General features: G+C 60.1%; 22 protein-coding genes and 1 pseudogene. 3 read left to right on the forward strand and 20 right to left on the reverse strand.

Features of this window, described 5'->3' with window-relative positions; translation table 11 throughout:
• Positions 1-15: 15 nt before the first annotated feature.
• Positions 16-1,791, reverse strand: coding sequence for a nucleoside kinase (locus tag P5205_11180; GenBank protein ID HSA10920.1), 1,776 nt, complete (start codon positions 1,789-1,791; stop codon positions 16-18).
• 915 nt (positions 1,792-2,706) lie between these two features.
• Here P5205_11180 and P5205_11185 point away from each other — a divergent pair.
• Both P5205_11185 and nadA read left to right on the forward strand, forming a co-directional pair.
• Positions 2,707-5,307, forward strand: coding sequence for a GH116 family glycosyl hydrolase (locus P5205_11185; GenBank protein ID HSA10921.1), 2,601 nt, complete (start codon positions 2,707-2,709; stop codon positions 5,305-5,307).
• A 112-nt stretch (positions 5,308-5,419) separates the two neighbouring features.
• The gene (gene nadA / locus P5205_11190) at positions 5,420-6,382 is read left to right on the forward strand and encodes a quinolinate synthase NadA (protein ID HSA10922.1); all 963 of its coding nucleotides are present in this window, start codon (positions 5,420-5,422) and stop codon (positions 6,380-6,382) included.
• Between the two features lie 851 nt (positions 6,383-7,233).
• Here nadA and P5205_11195 read toward each other — a convergent pair.
• The 11 genes and pseudogenes from P5205_11195 to P5205_11245 all read right to left on the reverse strand — a co-directional run bounded on the left by P5205_11195 (position 7,234) and on the right by P5205_11245 (position 14,646).
• A pseudogene (locus P5205_11195) lies at positions 7,234-7,740 on the reverse strand (MT-A70 family methyltransferase).
• A 517-nt stretch (positions 7,741-8,257) separates the two neighbouring features.
• A complete protein-coding gene (locus P5205_11200) occupies positions 8,258-9,001 on the reverse strand; it encodes a hypothetical protein (GenBank protein HSA10923.1) in 744 nt (247 codons plus the stop codon).
• Positions 9,002-9,006: 5 nt separating this feature from the next.
• Positions 9,007-9,315: a hypothetical protein gene (locus tag P5205_11205; GenBank protein ID HSA10924.1), complete on the reverse strand. Its 309-nt coding sequence runs from the start codon at positions 9,313-9,315 to the stop codon at positions 9,007-9,009.
• Positions 9,316-9,320: 5 nt separating this feature from the next.
• Entirely contained in the window at positions 9,321-9,782 is a 462-nt protein-coding gene (locus P5205_11210) for a hypothetical protein (GenBank protein HSA10925.1), read from the reverse strand.
• On the reverse strand, positions 9,779-10,375 hold the full coding sequence (locus tag P5205_11215; GenBank protein HSA10926.1) for a hypothetical protein: 597 nt from the start codon (positions 10,373-10,375) through the stop codon (positions 9,779-9,781). Before P5205_11215 ends, P5205_11210 begins: the two co-directional genes overlap by 4 nt.
• Before the next feature lie 12 nt (positions 10,376-10,387).
• Complete coding sequence (locus P5205_11220) at positions 10,388-10,693, reverse strand: hypothetical protein (protein HSA10927.1); 306 nt, start codon at positions 10,691-10,693, stop codon at positions 10,388-10,390.
• Positions 10,694-10,787: 94 nt separating this feature from the next.
• Complete coding sequence (locus tag P5205_11225) at positions 10,788-10,982, reverse strand: hypothetical protein (protein ID HSA10928.1); 195 nt, start codon at positions 10,980-10,982, stop codon at positions 10,788-10,790.
• Between the two features lie 2 nt (positions 10,983-10,984).
• On the reverse strand, positions 10,985-11,212 hold the full coding sequence (locus P5205_11230; GenBank protein HSA10929.1) for a hypothetical protein: 228 nt from the start codon (positions 11,210-11,212) through the stop codon (positions 10,985-10,987).
• Between the two features lie 57 nt (positions 11,213-11,269).
• Positions 11,270-12,280 (reverse strand): coat protein, encoded by a 1,011-nt coding sequence (locus P5205_11235; protein HSA10930.1) that lies wholly within the window; start codon positions 12,278-12,280, stop codon positions 11,270-11,272.
• A 52-nt stretch (positions 12,281-12,332) separates the two neighbouring features.
• On the reverse strand, positions 12,333-13,100 hold the full coding sequence (locus P5205_11240) for a hypothetical protein (GenBank protein HSA10931.1): 768 nt from the start codon (positions 13,098-13,100) through the stop codon (positions 12,333-12,335).
• A gap of 7 nt (positions 13,101-13,107) precedes the next feature.
• A complete protein-coding gene (locus P5205_11245; GenBank protein HSA10932.1) occupies positions 13,108-14,646 on the reverse strand; it encodes a DUF4055 domain-containing protein in 1,539 nt (512 codons plus the stop codon).
• Positions 14,647-14,833: 187 nt separating this feature from the next.
• Here P5205_11245 and P5205_11250 point away from each other — a divergent pair, with 187 nt between their 5' ends.
• Positions 14,834-15,427: a macro domain-containing protein gene (locus tag P5205_11250; protein ID HSA10933.1), complete on the forward strand. Its 594-nt coding sequence runs from the start codon at positions 14,834-14,836 to the stop codon at positions 15,425-15,427.
• A gap of 583 nt (positions 15,428-16,010) precedes the next feature.
• Here the strand turns inward: P5205_11250 and P5205_11255 are convergent.
• The 8 genes from P5205_11255 to P5205_11290 all read right to left on the reverse strand — a co-directional run bounded on the left by P5205_11255 (position 16,011) and on the right by P5205_11290 (position 19,950).
• Positions 16,011-16,364: a VOC family protein gene (locus P5205_11255; protein ID HSA10934.1), complete on the reverse strand. Its 354-nt coding sequence runs from the start codon at positions 16,362-16,364 to the stop codon at positions 16,011-16,013.
• Positions 16,365-16,372: 8 nt separating this feature from the next.
• On the reverse strand, positions 16,373-16,720 hold the full coding sequence (locus P5205_11260) for a hypothetical protein (protein ID HSA10935.1): 348 nt from the start codon (positions 16,718-16,720) through the stop codon (positions 16,373-16,375).
• A gap of 4 nt (positions 16,721-16,724) precedes the next feature.
• Positions 16,725-17,264 (reverse strand): hypothetical protein, encoded by a 540-nt coding sequence (locus P5205_11265; GenBank protein HSA10936.1) that lies wholly within the window; start codon positions 17,262-17,264, stop codon positions 16,725-16,727.
• A 101-nt stretch (positions 17,265-17,365) separates the two neighbouring features.
• Entirely contained in the window at positions 17,366-17,593 is a 228-nt protein-coding gene (locus P5205_11270; GenBank protein ID HSA10937.1) for a hypothetical protein, read from the reverse strand.
• 129 nt (positions 17,594-17,722) lie between these two features.
• A complete protein-coding gene (locus tag P5205_11275; GenBank protein HSA10938.1) occupies positions 17,723-18,337 on the reverse strand; it encodes a DUF1287 domain-containing protein in 615 nt (204 codons plus the stop codon).
• 12 nt (positions 18,338-18,349) lie between these two features.
• On the reverse strand, positions 18,350-18,976 hold the full coding sequence (locus P5205_11280) for a DUF4304 domain-containing protein (GenBank protein ID HSA10939.1): 627 nt from the start codon (positions 18,974-18,976) through the stop codon (positions 18,350-18,352).
• 96 nt (positions 18,977-19,072) lie between these two features.
• Positions 19,073-19,450, reverse strand: a complete 378-nt coding sequence (locus P5205_11285; protein ID HSA10940.1) for a hypothetical protein — start codon at positions 19,448-19,450, stop codon at positions 19,073-19,075.
• Positions 19,447-19,950, reverse strand: coding sequence for an ankyrin repeat domain-containing protein (locus tag P5205_11290; protein HSA10941.1), 504 nt, complete (start codon positions 19,948-19,950; stop codon positions 19,447-19,449). Before P5205_11290 ends, P5205_11285 begins: the two co-directional genes overlap by 4 nt.
• Positions 19,951-20,299 lie beyond the last annotated feature (349 nt).

Consider the following 20,299-nt stretch of genomic DNA (forward strand, 5'->3'; position numbering starts at 1 on the left):
ACTACTGGTGCGGCCTTAGCAGTTCAGTTCCGAGACGACGCCGTGGGCGCCGTAGTCGTCGTTGTGCTTGCCGTTTTGCCACAGGGTGAAGTTCTTCAAGATGGAGCCGTCGATAAACTCGCGCAGGATGGAATTATCGGGTACGAGGTCCTCGTTGATGGGCAAAAACCACTGCAGAAAAGAAAGCAGGCGCTTGGCTTCGATGTATTCGGGGGTGCCAAAGACGACCTGGCGCAGCAGTGGCTCAGCCAGCATTCGAATGGCCGAGAGCTCATAGACCAAGGCGGAGTTGAACATCACATCCGCATTCTCCTGGTAGGCAAAGATGTGTTTTTTCTCTCCGCGCCCGACCGATTCCCAGTGACCGATGGTCTGCTGGGCGGTGTAGCCGCGGTCGCGGGCGTCGCGGATGATTCGGCGGAGCAAACGGGTGTCCGTGGTGGAGATGCGGTTATGGCGGTCCAGGTTCAACTGGGTGAGGCAGGAGACGTAGATGCGGGTGGTCTGGCGCGGGGACAGGCCCGGCAACAGGCGCGGATTGAGGCCGTGGATGCCTTCGAGAATGACAAGCTGGCCCTTTTCGAGCTTCACGAAGTCGCCGGGCTCGCTGCGACCGAGGGGAAAGTTGAACCTGGGCAGTTGCACTTCCTGGCCGGCGATCAACTGCTGGAGGTCAGACTGGAGCCGCGCAGTGTCCAACGCCCCGAGCGCTTCGAATTCGTAGGCGCCCTTCTCGTCCTTGGGGGTCTTCTCGCGGTCCAGGAAGTAGTTGTCCAGTTCGAGCGGGAAGGGCGAAATGCCCTGCGCCAACAGTTGGACGGCGAGGCGCTTGGAAAAGGTGGTCTTGCCGGAGGAAGAGGGCCCGGCTACCAGAACAATGCGTGCGTCCTTGGAACGCTCCATGACAAAACGGGCGATCTCGGCAATGCGATGCTCGTGCAGGGCTTCGGAGATGAGAATGAGTTCGCTGACGCGCTTGTTCTGGATGGCGGTGTTTAACGCGCCCACGTTTTCAATGCCAAGCCGGATAAGCCAATTGTTGTATTCGAGGAAGGTGGCGAGCAACTTCTTGGAATCAGGCAAGGGCCGCAGCTCATTGGGTGTGTTGCGGCGGGGAAAACGCAGAGCGAAGCCGTCGCCCATCGGGGTGAGGGCAAACCAGCGCACGTAACCGGTGGCGGGCACCATGAAGCCGTGGTGGTAGTCGCAGCGGTCGCGCAACGTGTACAGCACCAGTGTGTCCTTGCGGCGGAACTTGAGGAGCTGAACCTTCTCGTCCTGTCCCTTGGATTGGAAGTAGTCAATGGCTTCCTGCAAGGGCACGACCTTCCGCTCGAAGGGCAGATCGGCTTTGACCAGCTCTTTCATGCGAGACTCGACCGCGGCCAACTCTTCCCGCGAAAGCGGAGGGCGGCCGATGACCGAGCAATAGAAACCGCCCGAAGAGAGTGAGTGGTCAACGGAGATGTCCGCCGCAGGGAAGACATCCTCGAAGGCGGCCTCCAGCAGAAAGGTGACTGAGCGGCGGTAAATGCCCGAGCCGTCGGGGTCGGACATCCGAACGAGCTGCGCGCGGGAGTCCAGTTCGACCGGGTGCGTCAGCTCGCGCAATTCGCCGTTGACGACCGCGCCAACAATCAGGTCGTTGGTATTCCATTCCGGCAGGCACTTTAGAAAGGCGGCAATGGGCCGTTTGCGCGGCCCGCAGAGAATCCGGCCATCAGGCAGGACCACTTCGACGGTGGGACGGGGGACATCTGTTTGGTAGATATCGTTGGGAGATTTCATCATTGAACGGAGTCAGCGCGGCACGGAAAGGATGAGCAAAATCAGGCAGCCCGCGCGGCTGCGGTCAGGCGCCGGCCGACGGGGACACAAGCAAAAAGACCGCCGTTTCCACGGGTCATTATCATCAGAATCACGCGAACATTGGTAAACCACGCAGCACTAGAGAGCAAGTCGTAAGCCGAAATTGGGCCCGGCTGGCCCGGTCATGCGGCTGGACTCAGAAACCGAGGCTTATGACTAGCCAGACTTGCGCTACTCACCTCTGAAAGCGGTGATCTTGGGGGTGGGAGCAGACGCAAGTCGTTGTGGCAGAAAGCCTTTCGATTGCAAAGAGGCTGCAGGGCAGACCTAAGCTCTTCCCCTTGGCAGTTTGGCACCTACGATAGGAGGCCGTCATCCATCTCAAGTGTCATTGTCGGCGCAAGGACGGGAAAGAGCATCGTTAGTGCAAGAGCACGCCGGTTTACTGACATCCGCACTCACAGTGGCCTTTCCGCCCTGGCTAATTCCTTGTGTCTCCGCCACTTGCGGCTGGAGGCGAGGATCGGGCCTCGGACCAGGCCAGCCCGTATGCCTGAAGGCGCGCGGGGATCTTGCGCGGGATTGGATCGGGTTGCCGGCGTGTTGCCCCGGTGTTGATAGCATGATTGGAGCATGATTGGAGCATGATTGGAGCATGATTGGAGCATGATTACTCCATGATTGGGCCTTGATTGCCCTGTCCCGGACCTCCTCAGCCCAGGGGCGCTTCCCGACTGCGCCTGGCTGGTATTTATAGTCCAACTCCGCCCAATTGTCGAATGAAAAGTCCTATAGAAGCGTCACGTCCAGCGCAATTCGGCAAAGGTTGCTTGAACTAATTCGGCATGTCCGGCATAAACGGGTCGTTTAGCACAACAAGCAACCGAAGGAATGATTATGGCCATCGCCGCAGACAATGACTCCCCCATGCCCCGCCGCAAGTTTCTCAAGCTCTCCGCCGCAACTGTCGGCACAGTCGGCAGCTTGGGCGCTGCGTCCGCGGCCCCGGCCGGGCAAGGTCCAGCGGCCCAGTCACCGGGGCTGCGCACCACACGCGCGGTGGGCCGGCGCGGGCGGCGCGCCTACGACGGGTCGTATTCCGGCGAATTCCTGAACCAGGTGGCGTTTCCATTGGGTGGCATTGGGGCAGGCATGATCTGCTTTGAAGGGACTGGGGCACTCTCGCATGTTTCATTGCGCAATCGGCCCGACATTTTCAACGAGCCTTGTATCTTCGCGGCCATTTCGGTCCAGGGCAAACGGCCCGCGGCCCGTGTCCTGGAAGGGCCCGTGCCGACCCGCAAGCTCTACGGGCCGCAAGGTTCAGGGAACGGGTCGGGAGGGACCACCTATGGCCTGCCCCGGTTTGCCAATGCCACTTTCAAGGCCCGCTTTCCGTTCGGTGTGCTGACACTTGCGGACCCCCAGGTTCCGCTAGGCGTCGAAGTCACGGCCTGGAGCCCGTTCGAGCCCGGCGACCCGGACAATGCCAGCCTGCCGGTGGCCGCGTTGGAATACCGGTTCACCAACCGCAGCAAGAGTCCGATCGAGGCCGTGTTCTCTTTCAATTCCAAGAACTTCATGGCGACAGGCAACAACCCGCAGGCGGTGCGGCCCATTGCGGGCGGTTTCATCCTGTGGGGCGGCGGGGCGAAGGGCAATCCGTGGGAAGAAGCCGCTTTCTCCGCAACAGTGTCCGAACCTGGGGTGAAAGTGAATCACGCCTGGTTCCGCGGCGGCTGGTGGGATGCGCTAACCCTGGCTTGGAAAGACGTGGCCGATGGGGCGTGTTACGACTGCGCGCCGTTGACCGAGGGCGGCCCGAGCCCCGGCGGGAGTTTGTTCGTTCCGCTGCAGCTTGGCGCCGGTGCATCGAAGTGCATCGTGTTGCGGTTGGCGTGGTTCGTGGGGCAGACCAACCTGCGCTTCGGCAAAGATCCGGCCGAGCTCAAGCTGGAGCCGGGCCAGCGGGATAACTACCGCCCCTGGTACGCCGGGCGGTTTACGGAAATCAACGGGGTGACATTCTATTGGCGCGACCATTATGATGAGTTGCGCCAGAAGGCCAGCCGGTTCTCGGATTGCTTCCATGACTCCACCCTGCCGCCCGAAATCACCGAAGCCATCGCTGCAAACCTGACCATTCTCAAGTCGCCAACGGTCATGCGCCAGACCGATGGCCGGCTTTGGGGCTGGGAAGGCTGCAAGGACAACACTGGCTGCTGCGCTGGTTCCTGCACGCACGTCTGGAATTACGCTCAGGCCATCCCGCACCTCTTCCCGAGCCTGGAGCGGACGTTGCGCGAGACCGAGTTCGGGCCGTCGCAGAACGACGCCGGGCACCAGCAATTCCGCAGCGCGCTGCCGATTCGGCCATTGGAACACGACTTCCATGCCGCCGCCGACGGACAACTCGGCGGCATCATGAAGGTGTTCCGCGACTGGCGGATCAGCGGCGACACTGAATGGCTGCGCGGGCTCTGGCCGAAGGTCAAGCGCAGCCTGGATTATTGCATCCAGACCTGGGACCCCGGGCACAAGGGTGTGTTGGAAGAACCCCACCACAACACTTACGACATCGAGTTCTGGGGAGCGGACGGCATGTGCACCAGCTTTTACCTGGGCGCATTGCAGGCCGCGACCATTATGGGCAAGGCCCTGGAGAACGAGGTCCCGCTATATGCCGAGTTGCTGGCCGCCGGCATCCGCAAGACGGAGTCCGAGCTGTTTGACGGGGAGTATTTCATTCAGCGCATCGAGTGGAAGAACCTGCGCGCCCAGAGCCCGCTGGAGAACAAAAGCATGGTGGGAAGCTACTCGCCGGAAGCGGTCGCCCTCCTGGAGAAAGAAGGGCCGAAATACCAGTACGGCACCGGCTGCCTGGCCGATGGTGTGCTCGGTTCCTGGATGGCGCTGGTCTGCGGGGCCGGCCAGGTGCTCGCGGCGCCGAAGGTCGCCAGCCACCTGCGGGCCATCCACAAGTATAACCTCAAGCACGACCTCTCCGACTTCGCCAATCCTCAGCGGCCGACTTACGCTTGTGGCGCTGAAGGCGGCCTGGTCCTCTGCACCTGGCCGAAGGGGGGGGAGTTGGCACTGCCCTTTGTTTACTCCAACGAAGTCTGGACCGGCATCGAATACCAGGTCGCCTCGCACCTGATGCGGATGGGCCTGGTGCGGGAAGGGCTCGAGGTCGTGCGCGTGTGCCGCGACCGCTACGACGGCCGCGTGCGCAATCCGTTCAACGAATACGAGTGCGGGCATTGGTATGCCCGGGCGATGTCCTCCTACGCCCTGCTGTTCGGCCTGAGCGGCGCGCGCTATGACGCTGTGGACAAGGTGCTTCATCTTGAGCCCCGGATTGCAGGCGACTTCCGCTGCTTCTTCTCCACGGCTACCGGCTACGGCACCGTCGGCGTGCGAAAGGGCAAACCGTTCTATGACGCGAAGGTCGGGACACTGGATATCCGCGAACTCAGGTACGTGAAATACGGCTGAGTTGCCTCTGTCCAAATTGACGTCCCCAACTTAGGCCGCTAAGTTGTGCCTGATGACTGTGTCAACGGTAGTTAACCCGGTCGGCGTAGATCGCTTCCCGCTGCGTCAACCAATGCCGAAAGCGCAATTGGATGCGCTGTCGCGAGAGATCCTGGTGCTCAAGAAGCAACTGAACGCAGTCATTCTGGCCCATAACTACCAGGTGCCCGAGATCCAGGATATCGCCGACTACGTGGGCGATTCGCTGGGTCTTTCACAGCAGGCCGCCCTGACCAAGGCCGACGTGATCGCCTTTTGCGGCGTTCATTTCATGGCCGAGACGGCCAAGATACTCAGCCCGGCCAAGATCGTGGTCCTGCCGGACAAGGACGCCGGTTGCTCGCTCGAAGAGGCCTGCCCGGCAGACAAGCTGGCCGAATTCCAGAAGACCAATCCCAACTTCTACACCGTCACCTACATTAACTGCAGCGCGGCGGTGAAGGCGCTCAGCGACGTGATTTGCACCAGCGGAAACGCCGTCAAGATCGTCAACGTCGCTCCAAAGGGCAAGGACCTCCTGTTCGTGCCTGACGAAAACCTCGGCCAATGGGTAATGGAGCAGACGGGGCGGCCAATGACGCTGTGGCGGGGCAATTGCTATGCGCACGTGGAGTTCCGGCGCGAGAGCCTGCTGCGCGCGAAACAGTCTTACCCGGAAGCAAAGGTGGTGGCGCATCCCGAGAGCCTGCGCGAGGTGCGGGAACTGGCCGATTCGGTGTGCTCGACCGAGAAGATGATTTCCTATTGCCGAACTGCCCCGGCGAAGCAATTCATTGTGGTGACCGAGTCTGGCATCATTCACCGGTTGCAGAAGGAGTGCCCGGGCAAGGAGTTTGTATGCGCGCCTGTCTTCGATGCGATGCGCGCCCCGACGGATCCGTGCCGCTGCAGCGAGTGCAAATTCATGAAGCTGAACACGCTGGAGAAGCTGCGCGACTGTATGAAGAACCTCTCGCCGCGCATCGAATTGCCCGCCGAGATCATCCGCCGCGCTCAAGCGCCGATTCAGCGGATGCTGGAGATTTCCGCTAGGTAGCTTCCCGCCGCGGACCGGCGACACCAATTACCACTCCCGCCTTCCGAAGCCGATCACTCGGCCTTCTCGCAAGGCACCACAGTTCCCGCCTGGAAGGAGCAGGGAGCACGGGGGCCGTTGTATTTGGGTAGGCAGGGTGGATGTGCAGGAAGTCCCATATTCCTGGACCGAATAGCCGTTCCGGCGGAAATCGGCACTGTGTCCATTTTTGAGATAGTTGTGCTTCCCGAGCACATTTGCCGCAACGACCCCCCAAAGCCGGAAATGCCGGTGCGACAACGATGTGACACCCGTGATATCCCTGTGTGTATCCCATGGGGAGCGCTCCCCATGGGATACACACCGTAGCCCCGCCGGGTTGCCGCCGTCCCATCATGGTCGCTGGCTTGGGTGTGGGGTGCCTCAGGCCTGTAGGACAGAAGCCGGAAGCACCCTGGCTCCGCGCTCTGCCTCGGAATGCTGGTGTGAACCTTTTGCGACAACTGCGTTGCGGCCTGCAGGATCCGGCTGCGGGGCGCGCCTCCTGTGCTATGGATTCCCTCGCGTTATGGTCGGTTGACGGCCAGCAGACGGACAGAGCAAGGTCGCCTAGTCGGATTAGTGTGCATAGGTTAGCGTCGTTGCTGGCTACCCATCCTCCTTGGGTATTGGGAACTCCTGACGAGGACCATCCTGCAACTTCTAGACTTCAGAGTTAGAGCTCCACCGCCCGCTGCTCGTACCCTTTGGCCCTTGCGTTGGGGGCCCTCCAGAATGTCTTAACCACCACCGCCATGATGGACCCCATTTTTCTGCTCGACGAATCGCACCACCAAGCCACCGCATGAATTGCCTCGACGATCAAGAGGATGTCATCGCCCCCGATAATTCTTCGGCGGTTCAAGGAGCCGCATTTGGTCGTCCACATGACCATTGCGCACGCCAACTCCGTAGTGGCTGTTCTCCTCGACGTCCTCATTACCCCACTGGCACCAATTAGCCCTGCTGAACCGCGCGAATAATTCTAGGTAAGGGCCTGGGGAACAGGCTTCGATGAGGTCGTAGATTTCATCTGGCTTGCGCGAATGCTCGCGCTTTCGGGTGGCAATGAGGTTCACCTGAGTACGCCCCGGCTTCAAAGTGCGCATGCTGCCTCGAACTCCAAATAGAACGAGCTCCGTTACGTTGCGGAAGTAGAACCCCACTCCGCGCCCGTCCGGCCCTCCATCTTTGCGGACCTTATACCAAACCAGATTGGACTTGTAGGTGAATCCCCAGCGCCGCATTACTGTAAGGCCTTCTGCCAGCAATGCATTCGGCACCCAAAGATATAGGTGACTACGGGCCGCCGCCAAGGCTGAGACAGGCAACTCCAGAACGGCGGGTCCAGTACACCAGGTTTACCGGCTCATCACTCAAATAGCGCCGCACAATTTCAATGTTGTCGCCGTAGTAGAGCACGCCCCTGCGCGGCATCCTACCGGGCGCCCCTGCGCCCTGCCAGTGCCGAGTTCGGCGTGCGAGGTTCAGAATTCAGCGTTCTAGTGCCGTTTCTTGTGCCAGTAGTGTGTCAGCGCTGCTGCTGGCGTCAGATGCGCACAGTTGTGCCGTGACATTCACTTCTTTCAATGCCTGCTACATTGGAGAAGTGGTCGGAGCGACAGGATTTGAATCGGGATTTGACTTTCAGCTACTTTCGCAAACCTTCATCTCAGGCCCGTAAACATTCACTATTTTTCAGGTCGTGCGACTTGCTGTCCCGAACCAAAATGAACGTTTGCGCCACTTTCCTGTCAGCGCCTGTCAGCGGTTTTCTTGCCGCTTCACCGCGGATTCTCCGCCCCACCATTAGTACCCAGTTTCCCATTGGCGTCAAGCATGCCGTTGACCTCGGCCCTAAGCAGGAACCTGGGCGCCCGCGCTCCGCTGCCCGGCACGCTGCACCCGCTCCGCGATCTCCTGAGCCGTCATCTTCGCAGCGGGATTGTCGCTGAGCTGGTCCACCAAGCCAGAGACCGTCGCAAACACCCCAGCCTCCTTCTGGTGATCCATCAGCCACTTCACGAACTGTGCGTCAGCCGCCTGACCCTGCGGCGTGGTAGCCAGCACAGCCCGCGCAGTCTCCACGCCCTGGACGAGCGCCTCGTTAACCTTGCGGTTGCGGACCTGTCGGTATCCATGATACAAGCCGCCAAGCGCCAGGGCGAGGATGCTCCCAACGCCCGGCGCAAAAGTGTTAACGATGGATCCCGTCGCCTCGATGGTGGCCAGCGCCTCAGGCTTGGCGACCAAATTGGTCACCGGCACCTGCACCAGGTTGGTCATGAACACCGGCACGATGTTGGTCACGATAGCGGTCACCATGTTAGTTGTCACCGGCTCACGCACTGCGTAGCCGGACACAACGCCGCTCACGGCGTTGGTCACAAACACGACATTCGTGCGTTCCGTGACCACCGGCACGGTTTTGGTCACAACAACAGTATTCGTGAACACCTGCACCATCGGCGCGTTAGTCCAGGTAACCTCCTGCCTGTAGGCCGCCCGATCCAGTGCCGCGCACCCGCTCGCGCACGCCACCAGGAACGCCAGCGCCCCGGCCAGCAACGTTGCCCAAACACACTTCTCACTACGGCTCATCTTCTTCACGACTGATTCCTTTCCATCCGGACGAGGCGCAGCTCATCCCTGCACTCCTCCAGAACTTTTGTGTTGTTGTCCAGGCAGACGATGAGTTTGGCGTTGGCCGCGCTCTGCTCCGCCACCACCCCGCGGAGGCTCTCCTGGTAGCTGTCCCTGGCTTCCTTGTGGTCCTCGATCAGCCGCTCATGTTGCAGCACGAAATACCGCATAACAAACCACGCAAACACGCCGAAGACGACGAGGCTCGCCACGAACAACCACCGGTCATTCATCCCGGCAGCGTGGTCAACGTTGCTGATCAAATCATTCATGTTTGTCACGGCACCATCACTCTTTCCATCAGGAGCCCATTCATCCGGAAGAACTCCGCCCGGTTCGTCGCCGGAAACCAGCTCGGTGTCCCGGTCACAACACCCCAGGCCACCAGGTTCGTGCTCCGCCCAAACACCGGCGCCAGCCGGACCCACGTCTCGCCGGCCATCACCGGCGGCACCGGCTTGCTCTCCCACGACACTTCGTTGCTGAAATCCGACTCCAAGCCGTTGGTGTCATAAGCCGTCGCTGCAAAGAACCATCGCCCGCCATGCGGCAACACCACCGCCTGTGTCAGCGCCAATCCCGCATTTGTTAGGCAGCAATAGGCCCGCGCACTGGTGCCCCAGTAGACACGGTAGCCTGCCACCGCCGCAGAGGGCGAAGCATCCCAGGCCAGCGTCACCCGTTGCGCATCAGCGGTCGCGGCCCATGCCAGAAACACCGTTGCCCAGAACCACTTCATGCCCTCACCAATTGCACCGCGCCGCTGCCACCGACAATCAGCGCGCCATACTTCGAGAGCATGGCCTGGGCGACTCGCGAGATAATCGGTCGCGTGTCGCTCTTGTTGTACTTCGTCGTGGACGAAGTGCTGTCGCTCCCGGTCCCGGTCGCGGCGTGCGTCGCGTGAGCAGTCGTCACCGTGTCGAGACCCTCACCAGCCGGCGCCGCAGTCCGATCCGCAATCAGGAGTTCGCGCGCCATCTCACACACCGCAGCCGCGACCGGCTGCGGCACGGTGGTGCTCGGCACGAAATTGGTCAGCACGGGCGACATCGTCGTGCTCGTGACCAGGTTGCGGTCCGGATCAGGGCACCGCTCACGCGGCCACTGACACGCCTGCGTGTCATGAGCGCGGTAGCCGTTGAACTGATACTGCGAATCCACCAGCCGCGTCGCCATGACCAGCGCCGCGGCCTTCGTGGTCGCAGTGGCGGCCGTCCATGCCGACGCATACAAGTGGGCCTCGAAATACGCGTCCGCCTCCGCGACGGTGGCGTAGCTGTTCGCGTCCGTCCTGCCGGTCCCGTCTTCCTTGATCAGTGTGAGAGCCATGCAATTACACTCCTACGGCGCGCAGTAGTACCACTCGTAAGCGGGGCCGAAAGGCCCAATGATCTCAGTGCCGCACCGGTAACGCATCCGGTAAGACACATCGTCATTCTCAAAGTCGCTAAACGCCCTCACGTGCCGGAAAGCCCGCACGGTGCTGGAAACGGCACCAACGTAATTCTCAATCCACCCCTGAGACCCCCGCGACCAATAGAGCTCGATGGTGCCATCGGGAAATCGCCCCTGCTCGAACGTGAAATCGATCAGAACGTCAAACCAGTAGAGCGGCTCCCCTGCGCTCTCCGTAAGGTTGAGGGTCACAATGACAGGCGCCACCGGAGTTCCACTCCCTGCGTTGCGCCGCCGCCTCTGCGACCGCAGCGCCCACCACGTCCGCACGATATTGCTGACGCGCCTATTCGGCCTGCTGAGCTGAAGCAACTTCGCCATGTTTCTCTTTTGGATCCTGCTGGTTCACGACCTCGCCCTGCGTCACCCGCTCACCAGTGCTGGCCGCAACTGGCACCACCGCAGGCTTGGCGTCCGCCGGCCAGTCAACCGGCAGCAGCGGACGCCTCACCCGCCGAATGATTGGAAGCAAGCCGCTCATGTTCAGATGACGTTTGCTCCAATCGCGATTTGCTTCCAGTTCGTGCCATCGCTAATGGCGAGGCACGGCACTGAACCAGTGCCGCCGGCGCTCAGGTAGATGACGCGCCGAGGAAACTTCGCCGCCGTCACGCCGGCAGCAACCGCCGCCGCGACGTTGGTGAAAGTCGGATACTGAATCTGCTCGCCGCTCCGAATCTTCTCGAAGCTGCGGGGAACATCTTTGCCCATACTTGTGTCCTTTCAGGGAAGGCAAGCGCCGGGGATGTTGCCATCCCCGGCTCATGCTCAGTTGTTGTGAGTGATCGCCACCAGGCGCACGTTCTTGTTTTCCCAGACGCGCACCCAGTTCGCAGCCGTCTCCAGCTCCGCAGCCGTCGGCGAGTCACCAGCCACAGAAGCGCTGGTGAACTTCACGCCGCGCGGATGGAGGATGTAGCGGCGCCGGTTGATCAGCACCGTGTCGCTGTCCAGCGGCACACGGGCCAGCTCGACACCTTCCGTGCCGAAGCCGCCCTGCAGCGGAGTGCCACTCAGCGGAGCAACACCCTTCGCGAAGGCGCCCTGGCCGAACAGGTAGGTCGTGTACACCGTGCCGTCAGTGGTGCCAGCTCGCGTGGGCAAGCTGTCATCCACGACCACACGCCGGCCCTGGAAGCTGGCCAGACTCGGCTTGCCTTCGCTGTCAGGCAGGAAGTCGATCAGATCCAGCTTCTTCAGCGCGGCCTCAGTCCCCGAGTGCATCGCCACTGCGGTCAGCCTGCCGGCTGCATCGCCGAGCTTGGCGCACGCGTCCACGAAGGTCGCGCCGTTCAGCTTGGTCGCGGAGGTGGTGCCCGCCACCGACTCGGAATGAATCGCGAGCAGGTTGCCCGCCATCGAAGCCGCGGCGAACATGCCTTTGAGGCACGAGATCACCAGCGACTCATCCGTCCGCGCCCAGTAGGCGCCGACCAGGTCCACAATTGCCTGCATCGGATCGTCGCCCGAAACCACCTTCGCCAGGTGGTTCACACTCCAGACCTGCGCATCGTTGTGGATGCGTGCGATGTCCGTGTCCGCCGCGATCTTGTTCACCGTCAGCGACGCCGAATCGTTCAGCAACTGTCGGGTCGCAGTCAGATCCTTCCAGAACGGCATCTTCACTTCGCGACCGCCGCCCTGCGCTAACGTGTCAAACTCGGGCGCCATCTCGATGATGCCCGACTCGCCAAATCGCGACAGCTCAGCCGTCCGCTCAATGGCGTACTTCTCGAACTCTGTGGGGATGATCACATCCGCCACTAACGTCTTAGCCATACTTCACAGTCTCCGGTTGTAGCGGCGTCTTCTGAGAACGCCGCTGGTTCATTCAAGCCGCTGCCTTGAGCCGAGCCGCCAGGCCCGGATCACTCTTGGTCAGCCGCATCTGCTCCGTGAGGTTCCAGCTCTCCTTGCGGAAGGGATTCTTCACGGACTTGTTGCCGACTCCACCGGAGCCGTTGCTGGCGGCACCGCCACCAGCGTTGGATTCAAACAGATGAGGAGCGTCAGCAACCTGCTGCTCGACCCACTCATCCAAAGTCATCGGCGTGATGCCATCCTTGCCCACGCGCACAGTCTGGCCATCGGCCTCGTAGGCGCGCGGCGCGCCATCCACCAGGCGGAACACCGTTCGCGCCCGGGCGGTGATGTCGGGAATAGCAGTCGGGCGCAGACCGCGCTTCGTCGCCGTGGTGATGACACCCTGGTCAATCTGAATGGCGGTGAGGCGCGCATTCAGCGAGTCACGCTCGGAAGTGACAGCAGCGAATTGCTTATCCCATTCGGTCTTCGCAGTCTTGAGCCGGCCTTCGACAACCTTGTCCACCTCGCCGCCCTTGAGCTGCTGCGCTTCCTCGAGCCGTTGCTTCTCCTCGGCGAGCTTGCGCACCTGCTCAGGATCGATGCCCTCAAAGCGTTTCTTCTGTTCGGCGAGCTGGTTGCTGAGCGCGATGTTGTTGGCGCGGAACTCATCCAGCTTGGATTTGTCCGCCGCACCATCCACGTCCAGCAGCCAAGCACCATCACGCTCCACATAGAGCGCTTGCTGCTCCGCCGGGATTTCATCTTTCGATTTGAACTTGAATTTTAGTGCCATAAATCAATCACGCAGCTAAGGCGCTACCGTTGGGCGCGCCGTTGGTTTTGCCATCTGCCATTTGCGATTGGCCATTCGTGCCATTCGCTAAAGTCTTCTTCGCGTCTTCGCGCCTTTGCTGTTCAATCAGCGCCGCCTCTTCGGTATTCGTCCTGCCCTCAGGCAGGACCTCACCACGGCGGAAAAGGTCATACATGCTGTCCTGGCTGATCGCACCTGCCTGCCAAGCTGCGACGATGGCTTGAATGTCCTGGCTCGCCAGACCCTTCGTGCTGAAATCAGTGTTGAGCGTCATCAGCACCTGCTCGCCTTTCACGTCGTCCGGCAGTTCCTCGGTCGAGTTCCACCAATAAACCCAGCGCAGAACCTGCGTCAGCGACTCGCTTACACTCAACGCCACGTTGCCGAGAATGCTGTATTCCCCAGCCTGCCTGAGCTCGATCGCAGTCGCGGTCTCACCGACCTTCTTCATGTCCTCCAGCATCCGGGAGCCCAGGATCGACATGAGCCGCTCATCACGGTCCATCGCGCGCTCGAAAGTCGTCAGCCCCTGACCGGTGAACTCCAGGAACCCAGCAGTGGCACCCGGCGTCTCCGATACCCAGGCCGTGCTCGAGCCAATCCGCAGCGAAGCACCCTTATCGAACCCGCTCACCCAGGCCGTGGGCAGCGCGGTGAAATGGAGCCCATGCTTGAAGTCAGCGTTGAGACGGTAATGGTCCAGGTTCACCGCGATGATGTCCTCCAGCGGACCACGCTCCACATCCGGCCGCGAATGCCGCGACCCGTGGAACACAAACGGAATCAGCGGCAGCGGCTTGCCCAGCCTCAACGGCGTCCTCGTTTCGATCAACTGCCACTCAACCTTGGCGCCCCTGCGCTGCGTTTTCTTCGGCTGCCAAAGCTCAACCTGGCAGTGGTAGTCCCGCTTGCCAGCAAGATCTGCCGACTCGCCGGGCACCAGCTTCAGGACACGCATCTGATCCACGAGCTGCAGCGTAAATCCATCATCATCCGGGCCGGGCTGGGCGACGGCATGTTCCTTCAGCACGATCAGCGTCGGCACGTTGCGGCCATTTACCCGCTCCACCCGCCAATTGATGACCTGCTCGGCGCGGTAGAAGACCACATACGCCCGCTGCTCGACTTCGTCCTCCCAGTCCACCAACGAGCCGGCGCGACCAAGTCCGATCACATCACCCACGACCATCTTCGCGTAGCCGGTCAGGGTGGTGCCCAGCATATCCGCGTCGTTCTGGAACTCCGCCATCGCCCGGCCCACGCCGGCGCCATCGTTCGGCAGCTTCAAAAAGGGCGGACGCCGGAACATCAAACCGAGGTAAGCCTCAGAGGTGCGCGCGCTGGCGTTGAAGTATGAAGCCCGCTTCACATAGGCCGAGAACTCCTCATCCGTCATCGAGTCCAGCCGAGGCAGATACTTCTCCCCGCCAGCCTTGACGGCATCTTCGCCGGCAAGGACATCACGCGCGCGGGACCATTCCACGGCCCCGGCGTCGTAATCAGGATGAGTCGCATTTACGGCCATCGGCGGAACGATAGCACCTACTTTTGGCCGTTTTCCCGCCGCCGCAAATCACTCGTGCATTATCGCGCACCAAGACACCTTTGGGATGCCTGGTCGGGCAAAAAATTCTTCAGAAATCCGTTGACGCCTTTTCGGTGGAGGCGCGAGCATGCTGCAAATCGTTTGTTTTTCAGATCCTTGGCGACTCATGCCCGCGCAGACGCAAATCGGAAAGACAGTGCTCCGCCTTGTGACCGGCGATATCGCCGACCAGGACACCGATGCGGTAGTCACCGCGGCGCACTATCGCCTGAACAAGGGCGCCGGCACTGACGGCACGATCCACACCAAAGGTGGCCCCAAGATCTATGAGGAGTGCCGCCGCATCGGCGGTTGCCCCATCGGCGGTGCGGTTATCACGACCGGCGGCAACCTCAAAGCCCGTCACGTCATTCATGCCGTCGGCCCGGTATGGCGAGGCGGCGACGAAGACGAGCCCGAGACATTAGCGAGCGCGTACCGCCGAAGTCTGCAGGTGGCGGTTGAGAACGGGTTACACAGCATCTCGATCCCATCTATTTCTACCGGGGCGTTTGGTTACCCATTGCGCCTCGCAGCTCCAGTTGCGCTAAAGACAATAATGGACTTTCTGGAGAAGGAGCCGCACGACCTTCAGGAGGTCCGGGTCGTGCTCTACACCCGAGAGCAGGACACAGCCTACGAGCTGTTTGCACAGGAGCTTGCGCGGGTACTTTCCCATAGGGCGTCGGCAGTCAAGAACTCCACACCACCCCCCAAGTGAGCATCTTCCCAGTCACACCGCTCGTGCGCCACGTTCAGAGATTGATCCTGGCGACAAGCACGGCGCGCGCAGGACGTCCAGCATGGAACGGACACGTAATCGCGCCGTGGTCTGAACCAGGATGTTCGGGGCGGATCACGACATGACTCTATAGCTGCCCGTTCGCCACTCGGCGAATGAAGAAACGGCCATCACTCCGAACCAGCACACCGCGAAGGCTCCCTTTCGCGCGGAAAAGTCATCTACGCCATATCTGTCGCAAAGGAAACTCGTGACCTGGATCACAAGTGGGATCATCGCGAACATCGCTGCAAGCACTATCCATGTGCGGACAGAAGCTCGTAATGCCTGCCCACAATGCGGGCACTCATGAGCGATGGCACGTGGACCTTTCATCCAGTCCAGAAAGGCACAAGCACGTTTGCGGCAACTCGGACACTTCATACGCTGTAGCAGCAAGTACGCTCATCACCGGCCGCGGGCCAGTGGCCCCCAATATGGAACAGAGACGGTATCCCGCCGAACACAAGCAGAACCGCGAATCCGGCGTTGCCTCCAGCCGGATAGTTAACCGTCGTCATCCTCACATCGCAAACCCTACAGGATAACCGTTGCAATCCACGAGCACGAACTGCCACACGCCAGGCTGCATGAACTCAAGCTCGAACGTAATCTCCGCTCTGCCGGCGGCACGTACTTTGTCGTAGTACTCCCGAATACCGCTGACGCGGAAGTCGAGTGAGAAACCGATGTCGCGAAGCGACCGAACCTCATTCTTGTGGGCCTTTCGGAATACCACCTGATCCGAACCCAATGCCAGAGTGCATCGGTCCGCAGACTCCGCGACCTTAGTGAAACCGAGGACGTCAGTGTAAAACTCCACGCAATGCTTCAAGTTCGTCGTAGGAACACCTCGCTCGGAGTCAAGGATGCGCATGGCGCTGGTTATCCGTGGCCACGAACGAAATTCTCCGTAAGCCGGTGCCAGCGCTCAGCCAAGGCCATGAACACCTCACCCACATATTCCGGGGTCTCTGAAGGCAGGACCACGGGCGGCCACCAGTCGCTAAAGCCCTCCTTTCCCCAACGGATGTTCATATATGCTTGGATGGCGTTGCTCCTCTCGCCGGCCTCCAGCTTCGACAGGCAGGTGCGGACGTGCTCCAAGTCGGACAAGTCGTAACGGTGCTCGGCACAAAACTTCAGCAGCGCTCGGGTTGCCGCCGCATGGGTTGGGAACGCTCCAGGACCGTATACGCGCTTCTCGATAGCTTTCATGAACTTTTCAAGCATAAGCTCAGGGTGACCGGCGCGAGCCCGCCGTTGCTGGCGTTCGATTCGTCGCCACGTGAGCGGGCTGCCTCCCGCTCGCTCTCCCCTGCGGGTTAGACGCCCTCTTCTTGAACAGAAATCTGATCTTCTTCACCTCAGCATCTAACTGTGTGTTGATGTGGTACCGCGAGCGTATGCCATCCACATAATAAATCCACTCTCCGTCAGGTCCGCTCGCGGTCTCGGATATTCGCACAATAGTCGTCTCTCCCCGAACTGTCTTGGTCTCAAAACGAAGGTCCAGGGACTGCAGCGCCGCATAGATCCAAAAATCAATCTTGTAGTAAGTCGGTGAAATCTTCTTCGGCAGTGGCCTCTTCCGGAATGCATCCAGGGCCGAATTGTAGGTCAGCGTAATCGCATTGGTGGTCCCAGCGGGAAACTCAAATGAAACCGTCACGTTCGTCTCGCTGTTGCCTATCGGAAAGCTGGCGACGCACTCGGGCGCTGACAAAAGCGACAACACCAAACCCAGAATAGCAGCGGTCAACAATGCTGGGTGCATACCAAGGTGTCTAAGACGGCGCCGAGGGAGCGCTGGGCCCCGCCCTGAGCTGGACCGAGCCGGAACCCCGCTGTCCGCTGCATGTGCCGGGTTAGCGACCATCAGTACCTCACTTGCTGTAGTTTCACTATCTCCATCGCGTCATCAAACTCCACCCAGATGCCATGCCACTTGGTATCCTCCTTTGGGAGCCCTACCAATGGCTGATCGCTCTTCCCGAAACTGGCAGAATACCCCGGGACGCCCTTGACCCTGGTGCAACTGCGCATCTTGGGATACATCTTGAACCAATAGGTCTTGGAGTAGGCCGCCAGTGCTTTCCGTCGCACAGCTTCGGGGGCACCTTCGGGCTTCGGGTAAGCCTGGGGAGCAGTCTCAGGCGCCGGCCCGCCACCCGCTCCCGAATTGCAAGGGCCATACCAGGGTTGTCATTCGGTGGAGCGTGTTGGGCCATGTGACTAGTCCTTTGCATGGGGCCTAAACCGGTAATGGCCGATGACCTTGTACTTAAAAAGGATGTCCTCTTCCTTCGTGCCGCTGCCGATATTGTGGATAATGAGTGGCGTATCTCCCCATGGCGTATGCACTGGCCTCTTGTCGGACACGATCCCTATGTGCGTAACTCCGCTTCCAAGGTCCCAGGCCACGATGTCTCCTGGGGCGTAAGTCCAGACATACGGTTGTGTCGTTTTCTCCTGCAACCAGATAGAATGCCTTTCGAAATAGTGCATCAGGTTGGGAACTCTGCGGTGATCAATGTTTTTGTCTGGCGCCTTCAGCCCCCACTTCTGCGGGTAACCGGCGAAATTCTTTTCCATGTCTTCATGCACTTCCTTCTGCAGATCGGTCCCCACCCTGCGAAGGGCCCTCACGACCACGTCGCTACACACCCCCGTCCCAAGCGGAACGTCACCACCGGGATATTTGAGTTTTGTGTATGAGGGGTCATAGTTTGTGGTCACTCCGATCTGCTGCCGAGCAGCGTCAACGATACGAATGCCTACAGCTTCTTCTGCCGCGCTTCCTCCAGCGATTAGGACCAACCACGCGGCCAGGATCATTAGTTTATTCATACTCACTTCTTGTTAGGTCAATTGTCGTAGTCGGGCAACCTCACCTGCAAACGGCCATTTATCCCATTTATTCGCTTCGGCAAAGTCGGCTAGTTCCCTAGCTCTAGCGTAATCGTGAAGATGCTCTGCCAGCCAAGCCCCGACCAACGCTGCCCGCCCCTTGACCATCGTCTGCCCAGCGATCACCACATTATCCTTCCTACCCATCTCATCACAGTCAAAGGCCTGAAGCAGTTGTGCTGCGCTTTGGTACATCAGGAAGTATCTGGAACCATACCTCTTGTAACAGTCGATCAAGGATCGGGCTGACCGTTCTGGACTTGTGAAGATACCGTTGTGCTTCCACCAGCGATCTGTCTCGGTGGGTTTCGAGAGACGTGTCCGAAAGAGGCACTCGTACTCCTTTAGGTGCTTTGCCTCAGGTTCACTTGCAGTTCCCTCAGTCGGCATCCCCAACGGGTGAAGCCCCAGGTTCACGGCGTAGCTATCGCCCCACTTCGAGGCCTGGACATTGATCACATTGATGAGATCGCTCGATACTCGGTAGAAATTCTGGCCAGATCCCTTGAAACCCTCCTGTCTTACGTGCGGAGCAAATTCCTGCTTTAGCACGTTCAGAAATCGCGTCTTGGAGTCCATTAGACCTAACGCAGAGGTGAGGGATGCTGGCGGACACCAAGAGCTCCACGCCGCAAACGAGTCACCTCCCGCCGCCATTTTCGCTCCACCGACAGACTAGGCGGCTGTGCTGAGCGTGCGAAGCAATAGTCTCTCATCCTTAGAAAGTATTCGCTCTGCCGGAGAACCCGCGTCCAGCACAAGCTCAAACATCTCGTTTTCGGGCGTGGCGACAAAACCAGACATCAAACGGTAAGGCTGAACCACCGTAACGTCAGCGGGAAACCCTGTAGCCCCGGCAAACTGCTTGGCACGCTCCTCGATGGTAAAGAAGGGAAAAACCTGTCTGCCGCCCCGTTCGCAATTGAAGGGAAACACCGAATCGTCGTCGCCAACCTCTGAAACGTCTATGCGGTGTTCGGCGATAACATCGAAGGCTGCCGGGTCTGTGACGCTCGCGATAGCACGATAGTTAGATGCCCGGTTCGTCCTCATTTGGTTTGTTGCAGCACGGTCGCAATATTCGTGAAGCCGTGCTGGCGAGCAAGGTCAATGACGGAACGGCCACTAGGCAACTCTGATCGCGCGCCAGAGGTAAGGAGCAAACGGACGGCGTCTGCGTGGCCATGCATCGCGGCAACAGCAATCGGTGTGAGGTCGCCTTCCCCGTTTAGAATGTTCGGATTTGCGTGGGCAGAGAGCAGCAGAGCGAGAATGTTGGTGTCACCGCTCCATGCTGCGTGAAAAAGAGGAGCCGTGGGTTCGATGGCTGCGATGTACTTTGCATACTGTTGATAGTCACGTTTGCCGTCAGGATCTGCACCAAGGTGCAACAACTCACCGACGCCGACGGCATCACCAAATACACAAGCGCGGTCAAGAAAGTGGTAGCGCAAGCCGCGCAGGACCGGATACTGCCAAGCAGCCACCACAAGGAGTGCCACCAGCACGAGGGCTTCTACAATCGCGGTGATTTTCCAGAAGCGTGGTTTCATGGGCTGCATCTACAAGTGATTATACAGGTCTGGATATCCACCCATTTCGGGGTGATATCCAAACGCCCCCGCTTGGCAGATCCAAGGCTTCTCTTCATCAAGGCCACCCTTACTCCTCCCGAATCCGCCTGTAAAGCCAGTTCGCTGACACTCGCAGGACCATCAGTTCGCGCTCCGCCGGCACCCCCGGCCTGTCACGCCGGCTCCGCTCGCGACACATCCAACGTCCCACCGCTTCGCGACCACGAACGCGCGCCACGAATCCAACGCCGTCAGCAATTCCAACGCCCCCAGAGCCGCTTATAGCTCATCCAAAGTTATTCACCGGTGGTGAGGAGAGCCCGGTTCT

Source organism: Candidatus Paceibacterota bacterium (genome assembly GCA_035452965.1).
Classification (GTDB): Bacteria; Verrucomicrobiota; Verrucomicrobiia; order Limisphaerales; family UBA8199; genus UBA8199.

What these genes read in the sequence shown, in the direction of transcription:
- P5205_11260 (HSA10935.1), bottom strand. Translation starts at nt 16,720, where the DNA reads ATGCTTGAAAAGTTCATGAAAGCTATCGAGAAGCGCGTATACGGTCCT.
- P5205_11285 (HSA10940.1), bottom strand. Translation starts at nt 19,450, where the DNA reads ATGAGGACGAACCGGGCATCTAACTATCGTGCTATCGCGAGCGTCACA.
- P5205_11240 (HSA10931.1), bottom strand. Translation starts at nt 13,100, where the DNA reads ATGGCACTAAAATTCAAGTTCAAATCGAAAGATGAAATCCCGGCGGAG.
- P5205_11275 (HSA10938.1), bottom strand. Translation starts at nt 18,337, where the DNA reads ATGAATAAACTAATGATCCTGGCCGCGTGGTTGGTCCTAATCGCTGGA.
- P5205_11225 (HSA10928.1), bottom strand. Translation starts at nt 10,982, where the DNA reads ATGAGCGGCTTGCTTCCAATCATTCGGCGGGTGAGGCGTCCGCTGCTG.
- P5205_11290 (HSA10941.1), bottom strand. Translation starts at nt 19,950, where the DNA reads ATGAAACCACGCTTCTGGAAAATCACCGCGATTGTAGAAGCCCTCGTG.
- P5205_11230 (HSA10929.1), bottom strand. Translation starts at nt 11,212, where the DNA reads ATGGGCAAAGATGTTCCCCGCAGCTTCGAGAAGATTCGGAGCGGCGAG.
- P5205_11280 (HSA10939.1), bottom strand. Translation starts at nt 18,976, where the DNA reads ATGGACTCCAAGACGCGATTTCTGAACGTGCTAAAGCAGGAATTTGCT.
- P5205_11180 (HSA10920.1), bottom strand. Translation starts at nt 1,791, where the DNA reads ATGATGAAATCTCCCAACGATATCTACCAAACAGATGTCCCCCGTCCC.
- P5205_11200 (HSA10923.1), bottom strand. Translation starts at nt 9,001, where the DNA reads ATGAGCCGTAGTGAGAAGTGTGTTTGGGCAACGTTGCTGGCCGGGGCG.
- P5205_11235 (HSA10930.1), bottom strand. Translation starts at nt 12,280, where the DNA reads ATGGCTAAGACGTTAGTGGCGGATGTGATCATCCCCACAGAGTTCGAG.
- P5205_11210 (HSA10925.1), bottom strand. Translation starts at nt 9,782, where the DNA reads ATGAAGTGGTTCTGGGCAACGGTGTTTCTGGCATGGGCCGCGACCGCT.
- P5205_11205 (HSA10924.1), bottom strand. Translation starts at nt 9,315, where the DNA reads ATGAATGATTTGATCAGCAACGTTGACCACGCTGCCGGGATGAATGAC.
- P5205_11250 (HSA10933.1), top strand. Translation starts at nt 14,834, where the DNA reads ATGCCCGCGCAGACGCAAATCGGAAAGACAGTGCTCCGCCTTGTGACC.
- P5205_11215 (HSA10926.1), bottom strand. Translation starts at nt 10,375, where the DNA reads ATGGCTCTCACACTGATCAAGGAAGACGGGACCGGCAGGACGGACGCG.
- P5205_11265 (HSA10936.1), bottom strand. Translation starts at nt 17,264, where the DNA reads ATGCACCCAGCATTGTTGACCGCTGCTATTCTGGGTTTGGTGTTGTCG.
- P5205_11255 (HSA10934.1), bottom strand. Translation starts at nt 16,364, where the DNA reads ATGCGCATCCTTGACTCCGAGCGAGGTGTTCCTACGACGAACTTGAAG.
- P5205_11185 (HSA10921.1), top strand. Translation starts at nt 2,707, where the DNA reads ATGGCCATCGCCGCAGACAATGACTCCCCCATGCCCCGCCGCAAGTTT.
- P5205_11245 (HSA10932.1), bottom strand. Translation starts at nt 14,646, where the DNA reads ATGGCCGTAAATGCGACTCATCCTGATTACGACGCCGGGGCCGTGGAA.
- nadA (HSA10922.1), top strand. Translation starts at nt 5,420, where the DNA reads ATGCCGAAAGCGCAATTGGATGCGCTGTCGCGAGAGATCCTGGTGCTC.